Source organism: Cyanobium sp. LEGE 06143 (assembly GCF_015207535.1).
In the GTDB taxonomy this organism is placed as follows: Bacteria; Cyanobacteriota; Cyanobacteriia; order PCC-6307; family Cyanobiaceae; genus NIES-981.
Window position 1 is genome coordinate 1 of the sequence record NZ_JADEWP010000005.1, and the last position, 20,144, is coordinate 20,144.

Annotated in this window: 22 protein-coding genes and 1 pseudogene; 15 read left to right on the forward strand and 8 right to left on the reverse strand. The window is 62.5% G+C overall.

What is annotated here, in order from left to right:
* Nucleotides 1–361: 361 nt before the first annotated feature.
* Nucleotides 362–535, reverse strand: a pseudogene (locus IQ216_RS14590) (transposase); the annotation flags it as partial.
* A gap of 24 nt (nucleotides 536–559) precedes the next feature.
* Nucleotides 560–1,039 carry a DDE-type integrase/transposase/recombinase gene (locus tag IQ216_RS14595; RefSeq protein WP_193813946.1) on the reverse strand — a complete coding sequence of 160 codons (480 nt, stop codon included), beginning with the start codon at nucleotides 1,037–1,039 and terminating at the stop codon, nucleotides 560–562.
* A gap of 321 nt (nucleotides 1,040–1,360) precedes the next feature.
* On the opposite strand from IQ216_RS14595, the gene IQ216_RS00905 reads away from it, so the two are divergent.
* The 7 genes from IQ216_RS00905 to IQ216_RS00935 all read left to right on the forward strand — a co-directional run bounded on the left by IQ216_RS00905 (nucleotide 1,361) and on the right by IQ216_RS00935 (nucleotide 6,711).
* Nucleotides 1,361–2,905 (forward strand): recombinase family protein, encoded by a 1,545-nt coding sequence (locus IQ216_RS00905; RefSeq protein WP_193813947.1) that lies wholly within the window; start codon nucleotides 1,361–1,363, stop codon nucleotides 2,903–2,905.
* 375 nt (nucleotides 2,906–3,280) lie between these two features.
* Nucleotides 3,281–4,072 (forward strand): hypothetical protein, encoded by a 792-nt coding sequence (locus IQ216_RS00910; RefSeq protein ID WP_193813948.1) that lies wholly within the window; start codon nucleotides 3,281–3,283, stop codon nucleotides 4,070–4,072.
* A gap of 225 nt (nucleotides 4,073–4,297) precedes the next feature.
* Complete coding sequence (locus IQ216_RS00915) at nucleotides 4,298–4,981, forward strand: phosphoribosylanthranilate isomerase (RefSeq protein WP_193813949.1); 684 nt, start codon at nucleotides 4,298–4,300, stop codon at nucleotides 4,979–4,981.
* A 116-nt stretch (nucleotides 4,982–5,097) separates the two neighbouring features.
* Nucleotides 5,098–5,562: a hypothetical protein gene (locus IQ216_RS13965; protein WP_228006981.1), complete on the forward strand. Its 465-nt coding sequence runs from the start codon at nucleotides 5,098–5,100 to the stop codon at nucleotides 5,560–5,562.
* A 137-nt stretch (nucleotides 5,563–5,699) separates the two neighbouring features.
* Entirely contained in the window at nucleotides 5,700–5,951 is a 252-nt protein-coding gene (locus IQ216_RS00925) for a galactose oxidase (protein WP_370566544.1), read from the forward strand.
* Nucleotides 5,948–6,460 (forward strand): cytochrome, encoded by a 513-nt coding sequence (locus IQ216_RS00930; RefSeq protein ID WP_193813951.1) that lies wholly within the window; start codon nucleotides 5,948–5,950, stop codon nucleotides 6,458–6,460. The genes IQ216_RS00925 and IQ216_RS00930 overlap by 4 nt, the downstream gene beginning before the upstream one ends.
* Nucleotides 6,457–6,711 (forward strand): DUF1651 domain-containing protein, encoded by a 255-nt coding sequence (locus tag IQ216_RS00935; RefSeq protein WP_193813952.1) that lies wholly within the window; start codon nucleotides 6,457–6,459, stop codon nucleotides 6,709–6,711. Before IQ216_RS00930 ends, IQ216_RS00935 begins: the two co-directional genes overlap by 4 nt.
* Before the next feature lie 387 nt (nucleotides 6,712–7,098).
* Here the strand turns inward: IQ216_RS00935 and IQ216_RS00940 are convergent, their stop codons facing one another.
* Complete coding sequence (locus IQ216_RS00940) at nucleotides 7,099–8,355, reverse strand: DNA/RNA non-specific endonuclease (RefSeq protein WP_193813953.1); 1,257 nt, start codon at nucleotides 8,353–8,355, stop codon at nucleotides 7,099–7,101.
* Nucleotides 8,356–8,520: 165 nt separating this feature from the next.
* Here IQ216_RS00940 and IQ216_RS00945 point away from each other — a divergent pair, with 165 nt between their 5' ends.
* Nucleotides 8,521–8,706, forward strand: coding sequence for a hypothetical protein (locus tag IQ216_RS00945; protein WP_193813954.1), 186 nt, complete (start codon nucleotides 8,521–8,523; stop codon nucleotides 8,704–8,706).
* Between the two features lie 328 nt (nucleotides 8,707–9,034).
* On the opposite strand, the gene IQ216_RS00950 is transcribed toward IQ216_RS00945, so the two are convergent.
* Nucleotides 9,035–10,054, reverse strand: coding sequence for a DUF3616 domain-containing protein (locus tag IQ216_RS00950; protein ID WP_193813955.1), 1,020 nt, complete (start codon nucleotides 10,052–10,054; stop codon nucleotides 9,035–9,037).
* Nucleotides 10,055–10,354: 300 nt separating this feature from the next.
* Between IQ216_RS00950 and IQ216_RS00955 the strand changes: the two genes are divergently transcribed.
* The gene (locus IQ216_RS00955) at nucleotides 10,355–12,658 is read left to right on the forward strand and encodes an ATP-dependent RecD-like DNA helicase (protein WP_370566545.1); all 2,304 of its coding nucleotides are present in this window, start codon (nucleotides 10,355–10,357) and stop codon (nucleotides 12,656–12,658) included.
* A gap of 93 nt (nucleotides 12,659–12,751) precedes the next feature.
* On the opposite strand, the gene IQ216_RS00960 is transcribed toward IQ216_RS00955, so the two are convergent.
* Nucleotides 12,752–13,753 carry an NAD(P)H-binding protein gene (locus IQ216_RS00960; RefSeq protein WP_228006982.1) on the reverse strand — a complete coding sequence of 334 codons (1,002 nt, stop codon included), beginning with the start codon at nucleotides 13,751–13,753 and terminating at the stop codon, nucleotides 12,752–12,754.
* Between IQ216_RS00960 and IQ216_RS00965 the strand changes: the two genes are divergently transcribed.
* From IQ216_RS00965 to IQ216_RS00975, 3 genes are all read left to right on the forward strand, one after another.
* A complete protein-coding gene (locus IQ216_RS00965) occupies nucleotides 13,752–14,696 on the forward strand; it encodes an AraC family transcriptional regulator (RefSeq protein WP_193813956.1) in 945 nt (314 codons plus the stop codon). The two genes, IQ216_RS00960 and IQ216_RS00965, sit on opposite strands and share 2 nt — an antisense overlap.
* Nucleotides 14,697–14,712: 16 nt before the next feature.
* Nucleotides 14,713–15,147, forward strand: a complete 435-nt coding sequence (locus tag IQ216_RS00970; RefSeq protein ID WP_228006988.1) for a thermonuclease family protein — start codon at nucleotides 14,713–14,715, stop codon at nucleotides 15,145–15,147.
* A 204-nt stretch (nucleotides 15,148–15,351) separates the two neighbouring features.
* Nucleotides 15,352–15,717, forward strand: a complete 366-nt coding sequence (locus tag IQ216_RS00975) for an AbrB family transcriptional regulator (protein ID WP_193813957.1) — start codon at nucleotides 15,352–15,354, stop codon at nucleotides 15,715–15,717.
* Nucleotides 15,718–15,790: 73 nt separating this feature from the next.
* Here the strand turns inward: IQ216_RS00975 and IQ216_RS00980 are convergent, their stop codons facing one another.
* Nucleotides 15,791–16,081 (reverse strand): helix-hairpin-helix domain-containing protein, encoded by a 291-nt coding sequence (locus tag IQ216_RS00980; RefSeq protein WP_193813958.1) that lies wholly within the window; start codon nucleotides 16,079–16,081, stop codon nucleotides 15,791–15,793.
* Between the two features lie 442 nt (nucleotides 16,082–16,523).
* Here IQ216_RS00980 and IQ216_RS00985 point away from each other — a divergent pair, with 442 nt between their 5' ends.
* Complete coding sequence (locus tag IQ216_RS00985) at nucleotides 16,524–17,033, forward strand: shikimate kinase (RefSeq protein WP_193813959.1); 510 nt, start codon at nucleotides 16,524–16,526, stop codon at nucleotides 17,031–17,033.
* Between the two features lie 11 nt (nucleotides 17,034–17,044).
* Here IQ216_RS00985 and IQ216_RS00990 read toward each other — a convergent pair whose 3' ends face one another.
* Nucleotides 17,045–17,425: a cupin domain-containing protein gene (locus IQ216_RS00990; RefSeq protein ID WP_193813960.1), complete on the reverse strand. Its 381-nt coding sequence runs from the start codon at nucleotides 17,423–17,425 to the stop codon at nucleotides 17,045–17,047.
* A 109-nt stretch (nucleotides 17,426–17,534) separates the two neighbouring features.
* On the opposite strand from IQ216_RS00990, the gene IQ216_RS13970 reads away from it, so the two are divergent.
* Both IQ216_RS13970 and IQ216_RS13975 read left to right on the forward strand, forming a co-directional pair.
* The gene (locus IQ216_RS13970) at nucleotides 17,535–18,179 is read left to right on the forward strand and encodes a hypothetical protein (RefSeq protein WP_228006983.1); all 645 of its coding nucleotides are present in this window, start codon (nucleotides 17,535–17,537) and stop codon (nucleotides 18,177–18,179) included.
* 11 nt (nucleotides 18,180–18,190) lie between these two features.
* Nucleotides 18,191–18,442, forward strand: coding sequence for a tol-pal system YbgF family protein (locus IQ216_RS13975; RefSeq protein ID WP_228006984.1), 252 nt, complete (start codon nucleotides 18,191–18,193; stop codon nucleotides 18,440–18,442).
* A gap of 1,401 nt (nucleotides 18,443–19,843) precedes the next feature.
* On the opposite strand, the gene IQ216_RS01000 is transcribed toward IQ216_RS13975, so the two are convergent.
* Complete coding sequence (locus IQ216_RS01000; RefSeq protein WP_193813961.1) at nucleotides 19,844–20,131, reverse strand: hypothetical protein; 288 nt, start codon at nucleotides 20,129–20,131, stop codon at nucleotides 19,844–19,846.
* Nucleotides 20,132–20,144 lie beyond the last annotated feature (13 nt).

A 20,144-nucleotide genomic window follows, 5' to 3' on the forward strand; every position in this document is an offset into this window, starting at 1 on the left:
CTCTTCGATCGCCTCTCCACCCTGCGGGCAGAGGGCAGCCCTGAGGCTCGGCTCACTAGAGGCCCGCACGAAGCCAACGAAATCCCTCACGAACTCCTCGAGATTGCCATCGGCTCGAAATTTCCTCCAGGCGGGAGGCTCCGAGTCGCGCAGCGTCAGCCGCTCCAGCTGGAGATGCCCAACTCTTCAGCAAAGGGGCGGCGCACGTCCTCGAGCGTTCGCTCGTAGACAGGAAAGACGTACCCCTCCAACTGTTCCGGAGCAATCTGACGTGACCCCCWWTASTGGTCYAGTTCTTCTGAGMGCTGGTGGGTGGTCAGGCCGCTCTCCACTGCTGGAGTGTCTCCAGGGGGGTACGCCCCTAGAGCGCTGAATGCGGTCTGTAGGAGTTGTACTCCATCCGGTACTGCTCTGMCAACAGCCTGGCTTCCRGCACCGAGGCGAACAGCTCGATATTCAGGAACTCATCCTTGAACCGGCTGTTGAATGATTCTACGAATGGATTCTCCCAGGGTGAGCCTGGCTCGATGTAGGCCGTACTGGTACCGCTGCCTGTGCACTATTCCTGCAGGGCATGGGCAATGAACTCAGGGCCATTGTCCATGCGCAGGTGGGTGGGTGGTGGATAGACCTTGAGCAGCTCTTCGATCGTATCGATCACATCCACAGCTCTGCAGCGCCTGTTCACTCGAATGGCMAGGCAGRCKCGGCTGAATTCATCCACCACGTTSAGGAACTTGAGCGTCCKGCCATTCATCGTCTGGTCGAAYTGGAAGTCGATSGCCCAYACRTGGTGYGGGTAYTYGGCCCTCAGYAGCTCCCTGGAGCCGCCAGCAGGCCTGGCGCGCTTGCRCCGGCGCGGCAGRGGCCGCTGSAGCCCCTCCTSCCGCCAGATCCGTTGCACCCGCTTGTGGTTGACGCTCCARCCMTCCARCCGCAGCCGGCGGTAGACCAGCCGCCGGCCCCAGCGCACATGGCGCCGGGCCAGCTCACGGATCCGTCGGCGCAGCTTCTGCTCCTCGATCACCACCACCGGCACGGGYCGGCGTTGGGTGKTGCGGTKCTGGCCCGNNCCRGYNGGCAGGCACGGCGCTGGGAGACCAGGAATCGACCCTACAGAACCACCACGGCCCTGCGGCGACGTTCCGGGCTCAGAAGTTTCCCTCAGAATGCTCCTTGAGCATSGCCTTSTCSARCTCKGCKTCSGCCANRAAKCNKCTTSAGCCKGSSGTTCTCCTKCTCMAGCTSSKTSAGSCGYYTGGCCTCYKYGGCYTKCATGCCSCCGTANNNCTGCTGCCNNNAGCGGTATTTGTAACGGGTATGCAGACCGGACTAAGCTGATCCCAGCTGCGATCTGGCCATGCCCGCCCGCCGGCGTTCCGTCGCCTACATCCGCGTCTCCACAGAGGATCGTGATCAGGCCAGCTCCCTGGAGCGCCAGAAGGCGGCGGCCCTGCGCTGTGGKGTYGCWGARGCSGATSTGCTGGTGGAGCAGGAGAGCGGCCGCAATGCCGAGCGGCCCCARTGGYTGCTSYTRCAGGASCRCATCCGCGCYGGRGAGGTGGAGACAGTCTGGGCCGATCGCAATGACCGGCTAGCGCGGGACCTGGTGGARGCYCGCCTGTTCTTTGCCCTCTGCACCCGYACCCAGACCACCTGGCGGTTCTGGTCGGAGCCCTGGCTCGATTCCGAYGCCCAGGGCGCYGAGGAGATCCGYGACCGKGCCGCCTATGACGCTGAGGCCGARAGCCGCCGGATCAGTTCACGGGTGCGCCGCAGCTAYGCCCACCGGGCGGCCCATGGCATCCCCCGCAGCGCCAGGCCGCCGTTCGGGCTGCGGCTGGAGGGACGCGGCGAACAGCGCCGCTATGTCCTTGACGATCGCCCGCTGGCCGGCGAACTCACCGTGGCCGATGCCGCTCGGCTGCTGGTCGATCTCTATCTGCAGGCSGGCACGATCTGGACGGCSACCAGGCTYTGGCGRGAGCAGCTYGCGGCYCTGGASCCGGYCCATCWGCYCGAGCTGATYGMGCAGTGCCAGCGCTGGACCCAGCCCGGMCTGCGCTCCTGGCTGGARCTCTGCAGCGCYGAGCTSKCAGGTCATACGGYCAGYAACCGCAGCCGCCGGATCGAGCCGGAGAACGGRCGCGGCAAGGCCACCTACAAGCGCCTGCATCCCTCGGAGTGGGAGCTCACCCGTGACACCCACCCSGCCCTGATCSAGCCSGCCAGGGCCCGCAAGGTGCTGCTGCAGCTGGAGGAGAACCGCAACCGCGGCCATGCCACCGCTCGCGGGCGGGAGCAGAAGGCGCAGACCGAGCGGTTGCCCAGCTTCTCCCAGCTCACCTATTGCCGATCCTGCGGGCGCCGGGTGGTGCTCGAGTCGGTGCGCAAGGCCACCGCTGCCGGCCGGCCGGCCTACCGCCATCTGCGTTGCAGTGGTGCCCGCGGCGGTCTGCGGCTGTGCGATCAGCCCGGCATCAACGAACGCAAGCTCGCCTATGGGCTGATGCCCCATCTGGTSMGCGAGGCAGAGCGTGTGGCCAGCCTGATGCTGCCCTCCAGCGATCCGGGGGCCGGGACAGGGAACGCCGAGGCCGAGCTGACCATCGCGCAGCAGTTGGAGCGCACRCGCGTGCTGGCRCGGGAGACCGGSYTRCCGGAGATGCGCCAGGCSGTCCTGCGGCTGGAGAGCCAGCTGGCTGGGAGCCAGGCCGTACAGCGGCAGGAATCAGAGGCCGAGGAAGGGCGCCGGCAGGCCGCACGGAGGCTCGCAGAGCTGCTGCCCACGATCGGCGCGGATCTCTACACCCATGCCGCCGTACGCCGGCAGGTGATGGCTGCGATCGAGCGGATCGAGATCGAGGGCGGGCAGGTCGTCAGCGTCACCCTCGCTGCAAGGTGACTGGAGGGGCTATGACCTTAGTGCTCACGACGAACCTGGTGACCGCCATGGATCCCTCGGCGGATCTGAGCCATGCTCCGCAGGTGCTCGGCCTTACCTGCCTGCCCCGGACCAGCGAGGARYTGGCCCGMKCGGTGGCAGCWCRACACCCTGCATCCATGGCCTGGAGTTCMCAGCAGAGCGCTGCCTATCGCACTGTCTGGCAAGCCCTCGATCCTTCCGGTGGTCCCGCAAGGGGTTGAACAGAGCGTGAGCAGGGACGGTCGTTCCCAGGGGAATGGCAGAAGTGGAAGGAGTTATGAGCTTTAGGCACACGCTGCTTAATGCGCAATCAAGCAATCGTGACTAGCGTCGGGCCAAGCAGTGTTGTTGGCCATGAATTTCCCCTATGACCTCACACGACCCTCCAAGGTTATTACACTGCAGAAAAAATATGACGAGATCTCTGGGATTTGCCCCGTCGACGATGACACCAATATCGCCTTTGTCCAGGATGAGGCGATACAGGTTCATCACTCATCTCTATTGGATGACAGCTTCATTGATTTCAAATTCCACGCCGAAGGTGATTCCGAAGATCTCACGATAATAGGTGAATCTGCATACATATTGCATGCTGGCGACAAGCCCAGCCTTTACCGAATTGATCAATACAAGTCGCCAGACGCCGTGTATTGGCGATACGACTTAGATCTTGACGAATCCTTTGATCCAGAGGGCCTCTGCTTTGACAGTCATTCGAACCAACTGCTTATCGCATGTAAAGGAGCACCAGGCAAGGAATCAGGAAGAAGAAATGTTTATAGCTTTAGTCTTGAGTCTGAATTGCTGCACCCTGAACCAAAGCTGATCATCGACTCAAATCTCTTCCTCTACGGGGCTTCAATATTTAACCCTTCTAGTATCGCCATTCACCCTCACACACGCGATATCTACTTAGTAGGCACCAAGGGCGTCAAGATGATTATATGCTATGCAAATAACGGCATTTTCAAGGGGGCGTGGGGCTTGAATCCACGTATTCTTCCTCAGCCTGAGGGCATAGCATTTCTTGATTCTGGCATGTTGGTTTTGTGTACTGAAGCTCAACGTCCCAACAAGAAAGAGAAGAAGGAAGGCCTAATGTCCATTGACGCAAGCATCTCATTCTATGACATGATTGGATAGGGACAACCTTGGTCTAGATGCAGGCTTGAAAAGCGTTCTGCAAGGGTTTGGGGATATGGGACTATTTCACATATTGATATGGCTTCACGACGTGGTATGCCCCTGAGACAAGACAAGGTGGAATTGTCTCGTTTTTGAGGATCATCGTTCTGCGATGAGAGGCCCAAAAATTTGTTATAGCAGCCTGCTAGCGACCAGCTCCTGCCACCGCCCAGGCCCTCAGCCATGCCGCGAGTGAAGATCTGCGGCATTCGCCGCCTCAGCGACGCCCTGCTGGCGGCCGCGTGCGGGGCTGATGCCGTGGGGGTGCTGGTAGGTCAGAGACACCCCAGTAGCGATTTCATCACGGCGGAGCAGGCCGCAGCCATCTTTGCCGGCCTGCCCCCGTTCGTGCAAGGCGTGCTGGTCTCGCATCTGGAGGATCCCTGCGCATTGATCACGCTGGTCGAGCGGACCGGGGCCGGGGTGGTGCAGGTGCACGGGGCCATGACGACGGAAGGGCTGCGGCAGCTGCGCCATGGCTGCCACGGGGTCAGAATTCTGAAGGCCATCCACATCCGGGGCGGGGAGTCGCTCAGCTTGGCTGCCACCATCGCCCCCCTTGTTGATGGGCTGCTGGCCGACAGCGTCAATCCCCGCACGGGCCAAGTGGGAGGCACAGGCCTGGTTCATGACTGGCGGGTCACGGCACGTCTGCGCACAGAGCTGGCTGTTCCCTTGATCCTGGCCGGCGGGCTCACAACCCTGAACGTGAGCCACGCGATCGCGCAGGTGCGGCCTTATGCCGTGGATGTGAACAGTGGGGTGAAGGGCCCCGATGGCTACAAGGATCCGGCAAGGTTGCGGGAGTTCATGGAGGCGGTACGGCTGTCTGACGCGGTGGTGAAGACACGGGATCGTCCCGATTAGCTTTTACACATTTAAGGTGTAAGGCGATTCTGCCTGTGGCTAAATCGGTATAGAGAATCAGCCAGGAGAGAGATCATCGTGACACCAACTGTCCTGCAGCTGAGACAGTCCAGACGGTGCTCTTGCGCTGGGAAAAGGTGTGGTTTAAGAATTGCTCGATGGTGTCGGCGAACGATATCGATCAGGAGCTGGAGTGGTGCCGCGAGGTGCTCCACAGAAGCCACGCTGGGGATTGCCCATTCCCCGAGGCAGGAACAAAGGAACCCCCGTGGTGTCATCTGTCTTCCATGAAGAACAACACCGCCATGGGCATCCCCCATTGCATGGGTGAGAGCAGCCGCGACCATTTGCCTCTCGCCTCTTGGTTCACCAATGCCATGGAAACGTCTGCTGATCTCCATGAGGCATTGGCCGTCCTGGGTCTGAGAACCACCCCCAGAACCCGAGAGGACCTGGCCCGGCTGGTGGCCGCACGGCACCCGGCATCGCAACCCTGGAACGCAGTACAGACCGCGGCCTACCGGCGGGTGTGGGAAGAGCTGGAGAGAGGCGGCGAGGGTGATGCCCCGATGGCAGCATGAGCTGCGGCGTAGCCATCTGGTGAGCAAGAAGCCGAGAGGAGGAGGGCAGCCGCAGGGGCGACAAGCGAACCAACAGGTGCTAGTACAGGTGTTCTCTATTGAATGCCCCCATGGTGCCGAGCCCGCGCTCCAGCTCTGTGCCTTCCCCTCCTAGTTCTGTCGAGGACTGGCCTTACCTCGATCAGGACGTGCTGGTGAGCACCCGCAGCCGCAAGGTCTGCATGACCTGCCACTGGTTTCGCCACCAGGCAGGGGTGAGCTGCATCCCTCTGCTCACCTGCCAGTTGAATCAGGGACTCCTCGCCCATGGCGAGCACCTCACTCACCGCTGTCAGGGTTGGACCGATGACATGACGCGCCAGCGAGGCTGGGCACCGGAGGCGGGATGAGAAGCCGGCGAACGGTGGTGGGCGTGATGGGTGCCGGAGAGGGCGCTTCTGTTGAGGCTGTGGCCCTGGCCGAGGAGCTGGGGGAGTGCATCAGCTACCGAGGCTGGGTGCTGCTCACCGGTGGTCGGCCCGCCGGAGTGATGGCGGCGGCCAGCCGTGGCGCGGCGCGGGTGGAGGGGCACCTGGTGGTGGGGGTGTTGCCCGATGAAGGGAAGGGTGAGGAGAGGCAAACCATGGCGGACCTGGATCTGGCCCTGTTCACCGGCATGGGCAAGGCCCGCAACGTGATCAACGTGCTCAGCGCCGATGTGGTGGTGATCTGCGGGGGCGGAGGCCCAGGCACAGCATCAGAAGCCGCCCATGCGCTCAACGGCGGCAGGCCGCTGATCCTGCTGGCGGTGCCGGTGCTGTGGCGGGAGTTCTTCTGCTCGCTCAGCAAGGGGGCCGAGAGCGTGAGCGACGTGCAGGAGTGCTGCCGGTTGATCGAGGCCCGACTCACGGAGGCATGAGCCCACCAACTTTTCGTGTCCCCCTTAGCCCGCAGGAGGGTTGGCTCAGCGATGGCCGCCAAGTACTGCGCTTCCGCCCGACCCGCTGGGAACGCGACTATCAGCTTCTGGAGATCACCAGCGGGGAGTTGCTTGCCGGCGAGCCGGTGCCGCTACTCAAGAACCGCCGCGAGATCAGTCGTTCTGAAGCCCTGAAGCTCTGGGGTGAGAAGCGCAAGGCGGGCTGGAGGCTTTGTAGACCTCAGTGGTGATGGACTGCTGCAGCTCATTCTAAAGTGGCCGAAGGTTATCTTGCTTTTGTTGGGTCTCAACAGACATGACTGTGCAGTAATCGCGACGAAACCGATTCATGGCGGCATGACTGCAGCCTGCGGGGCGACCAGCTAGGGATCGATTCTGGGAAAGTGAGACGTTGAGCGCTTGGGACTCGCTGGATGGGGATCTGCGCAGTAACCCATGGGCTACGAGGCAGGGTGTTGCTGCGGCGATGGCACGATCGATGGCGGACAAGGCAATCATGAGGAAAGATCACCAGACGTTCGGCAACGGCAACTACGGGATCTGACAGCAACAGAACGATTGTCTTGGGAGATCAGATACAGTAAGACTTGATGTGGCTCAACAGCTCTAGTTTGCAACTACTGAATCTGCAACGTATTTCGTGGTGCCAAAAAGAGTACAGGCTTGTCTGTTGCAACCATTTTTTTTGTGTAGTTCACCCAGTCAATCCGCTCGTTCTTGTCGTTGAAGAGCTTGATTACACCTCCCTTATTTGCTAACCTGAGTGGTTCAAGTCCTTTAAGAACGATGGAATCTCCAGGGCGAAGTGTAAGGGAGGCGCTGTCGGTAGCAATTGAATCAATGACAACTTGACGATCGGAGTTATCGCCGAGCTTCCAGCCGTTCAGATCAACAGGTTCACTTCCAAGGTTGATCAAAGAAACCCACTCATTACCGGCGTCCGAGCCTTTGGGATCAGGCATAGCAACAGCGACAAACACGTCAATAATATCGTCCAGAATGGTCTGACGTTTATCACCAGCGGCGATGAGATCCTGAGGTCCAGCGACCTCAATCTCTTCCGGGAAGAGGATGACATTCTCTTCAGGCTTTACGTTCGCGTCAGAAAAGTAGAGTGGATTGGCTTCATAGATGGCATCTTCAAACATCAGGCCAGTTTTTTCCTCGATCTCTGTAATTGTCACTTGGTAGGACTGATTGTCATATCTTGAGCGTCCACGCCTGTCAGACAAGGCTTTGGCGTCCTGATACATGATGAAGGCACGAGCATCAAGCTTCTCAGTTTGTTTGTTAATGAAGCAGACAACCTTAAAAAAGCCTGCTGGAATAAGAGCAATCTGCCTACCCGAAGGACGAATGCTGCGATCAAAGTCTGCGTATATTGGACCACACATTGAGGTAATTTTACCGTCCCGGCCTAAATCTAGCTGATAAACCCAATCCTCCAGTCCTAGCCATTCATCCTGGTTTAGGTTCTGATGCTGAAGCATGCAATTGGAATAGTAGAATGTTTCATCTGACGCGTACTGAGCATCTCTAACCGTGCTTCCCCATGCGGCTGATGCCCTACGTGCCATGTGCCCCTTGTCCCACGGATTGTTCTTGTAGTAATTATTGTCGAGCTGATTCGTAACGCCGATGCGTGGATCAATGCGCCATCGATCAGTTCGTTTTGTCGACTTTAGCTGTACTTGGTCTATATTCAGACAAGCAATCACAGGTGATCGCTTGTCTGGGGAGCCGTTCATGACAACTGAGTAATTCGGATAGTGAAACACCTCGCCCTTGTTAAGAAGTTCCGCAGACAACTCAGTCCTGAACTTCGGCATAGGTAAAACCATGCCTGCGAGAAATGATGCGTCGTAGCCAGGCATTTCGCGTCCGCGAAGGCACAAGTCCAGAGAGCATAATAATGTCACATTAAGGAGGCGTTAACCTCTATATATCTTTACATGCTGCTTCCTCATGGCCGAGTGGTCTCGTGAGGTGCAGTTTGTATTGGCAGGCTCAGGCCGTGACACTCATGAGCAGTTACTGCTGTGAGCCCTCCCATTGCTGGCTCAGATGAGCACATTAAGGTTCGTCCAGAGAGAGCCATACAGCTACAAGTGACAACCATTGTGCGCAGCTCGGCCCTAAATATTGTTGCTGATGATTTGACATTTTCCGGATGTTTTTATCAGCTCATGGAGACGATCATGATCCCCATGGAGGCCAAAGACTGACGACCTCACAGATAGATATCATTTGAATAGCCTGCTGGGGCTAAATACCTGACCAAGGAGAAAGAACGTGATTCCAGTCATGCTCATAACCGAAGTGGCTGAGAGAATCGTGGCACTGGGTGGTGGTGGCTGGCGAAAGCTTAAGCCAATATTCAAGAACCTCGCGATATTCTGATTGGTTGGAGATGTGATAGTGATCACTGATGGCTGAGGAAGATTGGCGCCCACATGGTCGTAAGTGACATGTGTCTCGTTTCCTGCAAAACCTCGAATCCGCCTCATTGCCAGCCTCAGCTGCCAGCCATGTGCTCCATGGTCACCAGCATCCTTACGGCAACACAAAGCCATCCAGTCGGGTTCTGGAACCTTGCCCCCTCCGCCGAGTTTTGGTGGGGTCGTCATAGGCCACCCAAACCAGAAGACGGCCCCCATGCCGTTGCACCTCCAGGCCTTCCGGCTTGTCACTGCCCTCATCGGGTCGCCCAGGGCGGCCGTCACGAATCCACAGCAGGGGTTCCAGTTCCTCCAACGTGATGACCCCCGCGACGGGACCGTTGTTCACTGTTCCGAGTGCGTTCCGCCAGCGATACAAGTAGCAAGGGCCGGCCTGGGTCATCGACGGTCCTGCCAGCACAAGCACGTCGTCGCTGCCGGGCACCACAGCCAGATCTCGCACCGCCAGGCCGGCGAGCTGTAGATAGCGGCAGTGGCAGCCAGCAAGACTGAGGGTTGGACCATCGTCATCGAGCCCTGCCAGGCGCAGATCAAGCACTAGGGCAATGCCCCGCAACACCGGCCCCCGCAACCCCACCAGCAGCCGCTCGCCGCGAGCGGCAATGCCTTCGATGTCGAGCCCGTTCTCCTTGCTAGGGATCTTCATAAAGCGGCCGATGCGGGAATCGGCTGCCAGCTTCTGGGTGAGGGCGTCGCCTGGGGATGCCGCGTCGAACTCCAGGCGCTGCCCTGATACCGGCAGACCCGCGCCATCAAGCCGCAGGCAGCCAAGCACATGCGCGTTGCGACTTTGTTCGTCATGCATGTCCAGTGGATGTCCCTTGCGGTCGTTGTGTTTGCGGCGCCGCAGGCTGTGGGAGCCAATCAGCCACAGCCGATCACCGTCGAGTGCCAGTCCCTCAATATCCGATTCGCCGTCGTCTTTTCCTCCCGCCAGCCCGAAGTCCTTGAGCTTCACTCGGTGGAGGTCGCCGTAGCGGTGCTCATCGAGGTGTTTCAGCCAGTAGAGGCTGCGCTCCTCATCACCACCCAGCCAGAGAACTCTGTCGCGGGCAGCCAAGGCGGAGAGGTTCTGCTGCAGCTTTTTAACCTTCTTGTCGCCTGCTTTGCCCAACTCAAGAATGCATTGGTGGTAGCACCTCGCCAGGGGCAGATCAGCTTCCGAATAGAGCATTGGACAAAGGCAGGCCAGCTCTTTATTTGTAGAGGGGTGCTGTGAAGTGTCAACGGCAGCTCCTGCCAGCTGGAGGACATCTCTCTAATGGCCGTGAGGCGCTCCAAACATTGGTGACACAGGAGTGCAGGCGGACAAGCCAGTGTAACCAGCACCCTCGACTCGCGCTGTTGCTGCCATCGCGGAGGGTCCCGCTGGGGTGCGGAGGTGGGTTTGTAGAGGCTCTGGCCCTCTGCAAAGGTGAGGCCACAGGCCACTCCCGCCCTGGCACGCCCGTCTCGCACCGATCCTGCCCAGGCCCACCCGCAACCCACCGAGCTGCTGGCGGGCTCGATCGAGCGTGTCACCTTCCACAACGCCGAGAACGGCTTCTGCGTGCTGCGCATCAAGGCGCGCGGCCACCGCGACCTGGTGACGGTGGTGGGCCATGCCGCCGAGATCAGCGCGGGCGAATGGGTGACCGTCAGCGGTAGCTGGGTGAACAGTCGCGAACACGGCCAGCAGTTCAAGGCCTCCTTCCTCAGGGCCTCCGCGCCCACCACCGCTGAGGGCATCGAGAAGTACCTGAGCTCGGGCATGATCCGCGGCATTGGCCCGATCTACGCCAGCAAGCTCGTGGCGGTGTTCGGAGATCAGGTGTTCGAGGTGATTGAGCAGGCCCCAGAACGCCTGCGGGAGGTGCCAGGCATCGGGCCGGTGCGGGGCCAGCGGATCAGCCAGGCATGGGCGGATCAGAAGGTGGTGCGCGAGATCATGGTGTTCCTGCACAGCCACGGCGTCGGCACCGCCCGGGCGGTGCGGATCTTTAAGACGTACGGCAACGACGCCGTGCAGGTGATGGCGGAGAACCCCTACCGCCTGGCCCGTGACATCCGCGGCATCGGCTTCCGCACCGCCGATGCCATCGCCGCACGGCTGGGCATCAAGCCTGAGGCGATGATCCGCCTGCGCGCCGGCATCAACTACGCGCTGCTGGAGGCCAGCGGTGATGGCCATTGCGGCCTGCCCAGCACCGAGCTGCTCAAGCTGGCCGGAGAGCTGCTGGCGGTGGAGCGGCCGAGCGGGCCCCTGGATGAGAGCGGGGCCACCACCAGGGTCCCCCTGGAGAGAGGCCTGATCCAAAGCGCCCTCGATCTGGAGCTGAGCGAGGGCTCCGTGGTGGCCGACACCCTGGCCGGAGAGGCGGCGATCTTCCTCTCAAATCTGCACCGCGATGAGCGGCGGATCGCGGCGTCCCTCCAGGAGCTGGTGGCGGGCACACCGCCATGGGGAGCAATCGATTCAGCGAAAGCTGTCCCCTGGGTGGAGCAACGCCTAGGCCTGGAGCTAGCCGCCAGCCAGAAAGGGGCGGTGGTGCAGGCCCTCTCCAGCAAGGTGCTGGTGATCACAGGAGGGCCTGGAGTGGGCAAGACCACCTTGATCAACGCCATCCTGCGCATCCTGGCGGCCAAGAAGCTGCGGATCCTGCTCTGCGCCCCCACCGGCCGTGCCGCCAAGCGGATGAGCGAAACGACCGGGCTGGAGGCCAAGACAATCCACCGGCTGCTGGAGTTCGACCCGGCGGCCTTTGGCTTCAAGCGCAATGCCGAGCTGCCACTGGAGTGCGGTCTGCTGGTGGTGGATGAAACCTCGATGGTGGATGTGCCCCTGATGGCCTCCCTGCTGGAGGCCCTCCCACCGGAGGCGGGATTGCTGTTGGTGGGCGATGTCGACCAGCTGCCCTCGGTGGGGCCCGGCCAGGTGCTGGCTGATCTGATCAACAGTGGCGCGATGCCGGTGGCGCGGCTTACGGAGGTGTTCCGCCAAGCGGCGTCCAGCCGCATCATCACCACCGCCCACGCCATTAACGCCGGCACCATCCCCGATCTGCGGACGCCGCCGGCTGAGGCCACCACCGACTTCTATTTCCTTCCCGCCGAGACGCCCGAGAAGGCGGTTGCCCTGATCCTCAAGGTGGTGGGCGAACGCATCCCGGCCCGCTTTGGCCTCGATCCGATCGCCCAGGTGCAGGTGCTGTGTCCCATGGCCCGCGGAGGCTGCGGGTCACGGTCGCTCAACATCGAGCTGCAGCAGCTGCTCAACGCCGATCCCACTGAGCAGGTGGAGCGTTTCGGCTGGCGGTTCGCGCCGGCCGACAAGGTGATGCAAGTGGCCAACGACTACGAGAAGGAGGTGTTCAACGGCGATGTGGGCACGGTGGAAACGATCGACGCCGATGCCAGTGAACTGACGGTGCGCTACCCCTCCGGGGAAGCCGGTGGCTTGGACGGCCGGGAGGTGACCTACGGCTGGGGGGAACTCGACAACCTGGTGCCCGCCTACGCCTGCACGATCCACAAGAGCCAGGGCAGCGAATACCCCGCCGTGGTGATCCCCTTGCTCACCCAGCACTACGCGATGCTGCAGCGCAACCTGGTGTACACCGGCATCACCCGCGGCAAGCAGCTGGTGGTGCTGGTGGGCCAGAAGAAAGCGCTGGCGATGGCCGTCAAGAACCACCTGGGCCGCAGGCGTTACACCAAGCTCGCTGAGTGGATGGGGTAGCGCTCAGGGGCTGATCGAGCCGCCTCCCGGTAAAACCCATCATCGCCAGGTGGGCGGCACCGGTGCCGACCAGCAGCAGCGCGAACAGCGCTGTCACGCCGCCACGGCCTCAGGGTTCCACGCGCCCGTCGCGGCGATGTCCCTCGCGTAGTCGGCGAAGTCGCGGGCCGGGCGTCCCAGCGCCCGCTGCACGCCATCGCCGAGGTGGGAACTGCGGCCGTCGAGCACCTCGCTGAGCAGCTCGGCGAGGTGGGTGGCGTCCGCTTCCGGCATCCCGTGCGCGCCCAGCTCGGCGCCGAACTGCTCGGCGGTCAGCGGCACATAGCGCACCTCGCGGCCGATGGCGACACCGAGCTCGTGGGCGGCTTCGGCGATGGTGAGCAGGCGCGGGCCCGTCAGCTCGTAGAGCTCGCCGATGTGGCGGTCATCGGTGAGCGCCGCGACGACGACGTCGGCGATGTCGTCGGCGTCGACGAATGGCTCGGCGGTGTCGCCCGCCGGCATCCCAACGATCCCGTGCCGCACGGAGTCGACGAAATTCTCGTCGAAGTTCTGGTTGAAGAAGGCGCAGCGGACGACCGTCCAATCGGCGCCGGAGTTCTGCAGGTAGCGCTCGGCCCGCTGGGCACCCGCCTCGCCGCGGCCTGAGAGCAGAACGAGGCGCCGCACGCCGCGCGCGACGGCAAGGCGCGCCAACGCATCGACCGTCTCGGCCGCCCCGGGCAGCGCCAGGTCGGGAAAGTAGGTGATGTAGGCGGCATCGACGCCGTCGAGGGCTGGGGCCCAGCTGCTGTCGTCCTGCCAGTCGAAGCGCGGCTGCGTGGAGCGGGAGACGGGCCGGACCCGCCGTCCCTCGGCGATGAGGCGGTCCGTGACGCGACGGCCGGTCTTGCCGCTCGCTCCGATCACCAGGGTCGTGCCGTTGCGATTCGTGTTCTGCATGAGGTGGATGGGGTGGCCGTGGGTCTCACCCCCAGCCCGGCCTGCCGAGCCTGTTGAGGGCGCCTCTGAATCCTCTGCGGGGAGCGCCGCCTGAGCCATCGCCGAGATGCTCAGTTCCATATCCGAGCGTCCAGCCAATACCGTGCCGGCCATGGATCCATTCGCAGGTCTGCTCGACGGTCCGCGCGCGCGGGGCGCCTTCTCGCTCCGCACCGTGATGACGCCGCCGTGGTCGCTGCGGATCCTCGCCGAGTCCCCCATCACGGTGCTGGCGATCGTGCGCGGACACGCTTGGGTCGTCCCCGACGACGGCCAGCCGGTGCGCCTTGACGCCGGTGATGTCGCCGTGACCCGCGCACCGGCTCACTACAACGTTGCGGACGATCCGGCGACGGTGCCCGAGATTGTGATCCACCCTGGCCAGCGCTGCTGCAACCGCGACGGCGAGTCGATCGAGGCTGAGCTGATGCACGGCGCCCGGACCTGGGGCAACGACCCGAACGGTTCGACGCTGATGCTCGTCGGCGCCTACGAGTCGACCAGCGACATCAGCGACCGCCTGCTGCGCGCCCTGCCGCCGCTGCTGTCGCTGTCGAACGACAGGTGGAATTCGCCGCTCATCGCCCTGCTGTGCGACGAGATGGCCAAGGAGGGTCCTGGCCAGGCCGCCGTGCTGGACCGTCTGATCGACCTCCTGCTGATCGCGATCCTGCGCGCCTGGTTCACGCGACCCGACGCCGACAGTCCGACCTGGTACCGGGCGCAGAGCGACCCGGTCGTGAGTCGTGCGCTGCAGGCAATGCACGACGACCCGGCGTGTCCCTGGACGCTCGCGAAGCTCTCGCGGGAGGTCGGGGCCTCGCGCGCCGCGCTCTCACGGCGGTTCCAGGACGTTGTCGGGGAGTCTCCGATGAAGTTCCTGACCAGCTGGCGACTCGCCCTCGCCGCCGACATGCTCTGCGATCCGGAGGCGAGCGTCGGCACGGTGGCCCACGCGCTCGGCTACAGCACGCCTTTCGCGCTCAGCACGGCGTTCAAGCGGGTGCGCGGCATCAGCCCGCAGGAGCACCGCGCGCGGGCGAGGCCGGCGCCTTGATCTGCAAAGCGGAGCGCTGGCTGCTGCCTGTGCTCACGTTCGCCAAACCGCGGCAGGTCACGGTGCTCTAGATCGGCGTCAGCACGGCCGCACCGTCGCTGAGGTGATCGGCCAGATCAACATCAACCTGGCGCTGGTGGAGGACGGCCAGGCATACGCCTACCGGCAGTACCTGAGCGGCTGCGATGCCAGGGGGTATCTGGATGCCGAGTATCGGGCCAGCCGGCGCCGCCATGGCGCCTGGCAGATGAGCGCAGGCATCACCCGCCCCTGGGACTTCCGGCGATCCAGGCGCTCCAACCGCATTCCCGATGGCACCACCCCAGGCGGGCGGAGGTACAGATGCAGGGAGATCGGCTCCTACGCCAGGGCCCAGGAGCTCCTGCGGCAGGGTCACACCTACCTCGATGGCAATGGGGATGGTGAGGCCCGCGAAAGCCGGTGGCGGTAGGGGGCAGCAGGCCTGGGAGGTTGAGCTTGCTGCCAACAGCCAGTGGCCTCAATAGCCTCTATTACGAGATAACATCACCCAGAATCTTGTCCAGAACTGCTGGAATGAGAGCAGGCAATGCTGCTGGCAGGAGCAACCAGCAAGAGATCGCCATCGCGATGGATCAGCTATGCCATAGAGTATAGTCAAATCCCAGGAGTTCTCATGCTCACCGGCCCCGAACTGCTCGCCAAGGTCAAGGAACTTAGCGACGCCAGCAAGTCCGAACTGGTGCGAGAGTGCGGCTACGTCAGCACCAAGAAGGATGGCACCGAACGGCTGAACTTCACCGCCTTCTACGAGGCCCTGCTGGACGCCAAGGGCGTCAGCCTGGGCGATGGGAGCCAGGGCCGGGGTAAGGACGGCCGCAAACTCAGCTTTGTGACCAAGGTGCAGTTCAACGGCAACCTGCTGGTGGGCAAGGCCTACACCGCCCAGCTGGGCCTGGAGCCTGGCGATGAGTTCGAGATCAAGCTCGGCCGCAAACAGATCAAGCTCATTCCCATCGGCAGCGCCGACGAGGACGAGTAGGTCGGTGCTGGCCAGCAACCAGCCAGCTGGCGTCCTGATGGGGGCGCCTTTTTGATGCGCTCCTGCCGGCGGATCAGAGCTGGGGATAGCGGCGCCGGCGTTCCTGGCTGTAGGCCCACCATGGCTGCGGTTGCTCTCCGGCCAGGAAGCGCTGGATCGAGAGGAGCACATCCAGCACGCAGGGATCCTGCCGGCAGCCCCTCTGCTGGCTGAGGCTCTGGTACAGCAAGAAGGCATCGCAGCCATCCAGATCAGCCGGCGCCTGGTATCCGAGGGACTGCAGGGCGGCGGCCATCGCGAGGCCCACATTGGGCAGGTCGGTGAGCTGCTCCAACTGGTGGCGGTTGCAGCGGCGTGGATTCATGGTTGTCAGCGCCGGTGAGGTGATGGAGCCCATGGCAAAGCCCGATGGCAGTGCCACCGGGCTTGCGGTTGATCGAGGTGGGGTCGGAGCTGCTGACGCTGGCGCCTGGGGCCAGGGGTCCAGTGGGGTCTCCCGTGGAGTCCGGGGCACCTGGGTCGGTGCAGTGGATGGCGACGGCGTCACACGCCTGGGAAACCAGAGATCGGGTGAGGATGTTGGAGCAGGGGCCGGATCGTCAGCGCACTCCCGGGTGCTGCTGCGGTGGGGTGTCATCCATCGGTGGAGCCTCCCGGGAGCGATGGGATCACAATCAGCCCGGTGCGGTGATCCGGCAATGGGCACCCAAGCAATCGAGAACAGCCGTTACCTGCCGACAAGGGTCTTCATCAAGACTGCCCCCGATCCTTGAGAATCACTGCCGCGGCCTTGGTCCCGGCAGCCGATGCGGGTTGTGATACTTGGCAATGCCGGCTCCGGCAAGACCACCCTGGCCCGCTGGCTGGCTGAGAGAGCCAGAGCGGAGCGCCTTGATCTGGACACCGTCGCTTGGGAGCCGGGCCAGATCGCGGTGCACAGTGAACCTGTGCTGGCACAGGCCGAGGTGAAGGACTTCTGTCGCAGCCACGAGCGCTGGGTGGTGGAAGGTTGCTACGCCAGCCTGGTGCGCAGCGCTCTGGCCTTCCACCCGCGGCTGATCTGGCTGGATCCCGGCGTCGAGGTCTGCCTGGCGAACTGCCGATCACGGCCCTGGGAACCGCACAAGTACGCCTCGGCCGCCGAGCAGAACGAGAGGCTCCTCTTTCTGCTGGAGTGGGTTGCGGGCTATGACGAACGAGACGGCGAGCTGGGCCGGGCCGAGCACCTGCAGTGCTTCCTCAGCTACGACGGACCGCGCATGCACTGGATGGCGATGCCTCACCTCGGAGCACTCTCCGAGATGCCCTGGTCCTGAAGCCAGGGGCCTCAGGCATCACCATCCGGCTCCAACCGCTGAGGGAACGACACATCCAGCACCACACAGCCCTGCTCGCTGCGAAACGGGCCGTGCACCTCGCCGGGCGGACGGCTGGCGTAATGCCCGCTCTCAAGCCACACCCCGAAGGCCTCATCCCACAGCCTGCCGCTCACAATCAGGATCTCCTCGGGGTAGTCGTGCACCGTCGCCCCGAAAGTGCTGGTGTCGGCGCCAGGGTGAAAGCGGGTGAGGCGGGTGAACTCTCCGCTGGCCGGATCGTGGCTGAGGATCAGCGCCTCCACCTGCCACTCGAGCCCCTCCAGCCAKCGCCAKCGRTGCTGCTGGCCGCGGTCCAATGGATTCCAGTAGGTGCAGGTGGTCTTGCTCATGGGTCGGCGAGAAATAAAGCCCGGCGGGTGCGCAGCACCAGCACGATCGAGGTGTCAGGCGACAGCGAAAACTGGTCCGGGACCAAAAGCGGATGTCGCTTGACACGAGGTGCGCTCCGTCACCTACAGCGTGCCCTCCCAGCTGGTCGGCCACCAGCTGACGGTGCATCTGCGCCACGACCGGCTGGATCTGTTCCTGCGCAGCCGATTCATCGAGACCCTGCCTCGCCTGCATCGGCGAGCGGGCCACAAGGGACCGCTGCGGCGGATTGATTTCCGCCACGTGATCGAGAGCCTGCGCCGTAAACCCCGCGCCCTGCTGCGTGCCCAGCTGCAGGCTGACATCCTCCCCGGTGAGGCCTGGCACCGGCTCTGGCGACAACTCCTGGCGGCGGTGCCGGCTCGCATCGCCCTGGAGCAGCAACCCTGGGAGTCGGCGGCCGATCTGGCGGCGCGTTGTCCGGAGCGGTTCCCGTGGCAGAAGTTCCCCGCCATGGAGGCGATCAGCCGCTTCAGCCGCTCCCTCGGCGCCGCCAGCAGCGGCCAGAATGCCCGCACCGCAGAGGAACTGCAACAGCTGGTGCAACTGGAGACTGAGGCCAAGCAGGCTTCGGCCTATTGGGGGGAACAGGTGGCAGTCATGCAGCAATCCGCCAGGGGCTGGTTGCTGTTCAGCCAGGGCGATCAGGAAGGGGCCTTGGCGGCGATGCAGGCGGGGCCGCCCTGGAGGCCAGCAGCGAGAAGCATGCGGTGACACCTGGAGAAGTGCTGCCGGCGCAGGAACTGCTGGGCGACATGCTGATGGAGCTGGACAGGCCCACTGAGGCGTACCAGGCATATGCAGCCGTTCTGGAGCGAAGCCAGGGACGCCTCAACAGCCTTTACGGCGCCGGGCGGGCAGCGGAAGAACAGGGCAACAAGGCGCTGGCGCGTACCCACTACGGAGACATGGTGACCATGGTGGGCAACAACTTCAGCTCACAACGCATCGACCATGCCAGGGCAGCACTGCAGTGAGCGGGTCAAGTAGCTGCTGAGACTACCCAGAAGCCCCTTTTTGCTTTGTTTCCCCTTCGCCTTAACATCGCCGGGGTGCCTCGGAGTCTCGCAAGCTGGTTATGGGAAGTGCAGCTGGCCATAGGGAAACTGGATGACCCCAGCCGTTACCACAACGGTTGCAGCACCAACCGACCAGTGACGATTGACTCCTCCACGATATCGCCAGTTCGGACCAAGCTTCCGGCAGGATAGATGTCCTGCTGAAGCTGTTTGAAGTTGTCTCGTCAGGAAGAGTCGCCCCAAACCGATCGATGGGGCGGGCTGGGGTCCCCGCGATTTCACGGATAGGTGTGAGGAGCTTCGCAGTCAGCACTGCATAAAAAACCCTATCAGCCATGGCCGATAGGGTGCCTAATGAATTCAGCTGCCGTCCGAACCGATAAAAGAGGCGGATGACCTATTCGTCCCATGTGGTAGTGCAACGGTAGTGGGGTGTGGGCCCGAAGCTGACACACTGGGTGTTCACATTGCGACCATCCTGGGGGACCTGTTGCATAGACCGGCCAGTAGCCAGATCGTTCGAGACTGAATCTCTGGTCAAAGACTCAGCCGAAACTGCTCCTGCCCAGCCAAAGGCAAATAGAGGCAGCAGTAGAGCAGTGTGCATTAGAGCGCGCATGATTTCCTCTTAATCAACTATCCCAAATCATAATGACCAAACCGCTTCAAGGTCGCGGTTGATACAAGAAAATAAATGCCTAGGAAGATATGCGTTGCCCTTGGGGCCCCCGGTCACGTTCTTAAGTTCAAGTCCGCGCAAGGACTTTTAGCGCTCCGTGGGCTAGGCCAAGGTCCTATGCAATGCTTTCACAGAAAGGGGAGCGGAAGTCCTGTCCAATGACGGTAGAGGAGACTTGGCCGGATGCAAGATTGAGGGTGTATGACGTGAGACTGGCTAGCCCACGCGGTTCAGACCAATGAACTTCTGATGATGTATACCTTGCCTGGAAGGTGCGGACTTGCCCTGTCTGCATAGCCATCTTGGTTACACGATTGCTTTCACGGTCAAGGATCAAATCCCACTGAAGGGATGGCAGTCTCTTGGACAAGGTTCTGCATCCCGAAGGGCTGGCATTGGATGCTGTTGTCGACGAAGAGAAGAATAGGGCGGCTGCAAACAGAGCTATCGACTTTACTAGGGGCACTGGATGATTAGAAACTGGCATTGACTCTGTCAGGCTTGAACATATCCCCTCCAGCTCCTTTTCTCTGTAGTCAATAACACTGTCGCTCCTGCCCCCCCCGCCCAGCGGTCTCGGCTCAGAAGGAGAATCGCCAAGGGCGTTGGCAAATCCAGCACAGGAGCTCCCAGCTGCCGGCACAGCCAGGCCACCGAGTGACGTGCGGCCAGCTGGTTGATCAGGCGAAACCTCTCTGCGGCAGCTGCTCTTTTGCAAAGTGCGCTGCCGCCAGCCTGAAAACATCCTTCTCCCTCCTGAGCCCTTGCACCTCCTTGCGGAGCCGGCTGAACTCGGCGCGCTCCTCGCTGGTGAGCAGGCCCTGGTCGCGGGTACTGGCCTGGACCTGATCAATGCGGGCTTGCCGCAACCAGCGGGCCAGGCTGCTGGAGGGGTCACCCAACCGCTCGGCGACGGTGTTGCAGGAGAGGCTCTCCTGTAGGCAGAGCTCCACGGTGTCCCGCGTCAAGCCCCTTGGCCGC

Bases quoted from the DNA above. Each gene is read 5' to 3' on its own strand.
- IQ216_RS00910 (WP_193813948.1), top strand. From the start codon at position 3,281: ATGAATTTCCCCTATGACCTCACACGACCCTCCAAGGTTATTACACTG.
- IQ216_RS00915 (WP_193813949.1), top strand. From the start codon at position 4,298: ATGCCGCGAGTGAAGATCTGCGGCATTCGCCGCCTCAGCGACGCCCTG.
- IQ216_RS00930 (WP_193813951.1), top strand. From the start codon at position 5,948: ATGAGAAGCCGGCGAACGGTGGTGGGCGTGATGGGTGCCGGAGAGGGC.
- IQ216_RS00935 (WP_193813952.1), top strand. From the start codon at position 6,457: ATGAGCCCACCAACTTTTCGTGTCCCCCTTAGCCCGCAGGAGGGTTGG.
- IQ216_RS00940 (WP_193813953.1), bottom strand. From the start codon at position 8,355: ATGCCTGGCTACGACGCATCATTTCTCGCAGGCATGGTTTTACCTATG.
- IQ216_RS00965 (WP_193813956.1), top strand. From the start codon at position 13,752: ATGGATCCATTCGCAGGTCTGCTCGACGGTCCGCGCGCGCGGGGCGCC.
- IQ216_RS00960 (WP_228006982.1), bottom strand. From the start codon at position 13,753: ATGGCCGGCACGGTATTGGCTGGACGCTCGGATATGGAACTGAGCATC.
- IQ216_RS00975 (WP_193813957.1), top strand. From the start codon at position 15,352: ATGCTCACCGGCCCCGAACTGCTCGCCAAGGTCAAGGAACTTAGCGAC.
- IQ216_RS00980 (WP_193813958.1), bottom strand. From the start codon at position 16,081: ATGAATCCACGCCGCTGCAACCGCCACCAGTTGGAGCAGCTCACCGAC.
- IQ216_RS00985 (WP_193813959.1), top strand. From the start codon at position 16,524: ATGCGGGTTGTGATACTTGGCAATGCCGGCTCCGGCAAGACCACCCTG.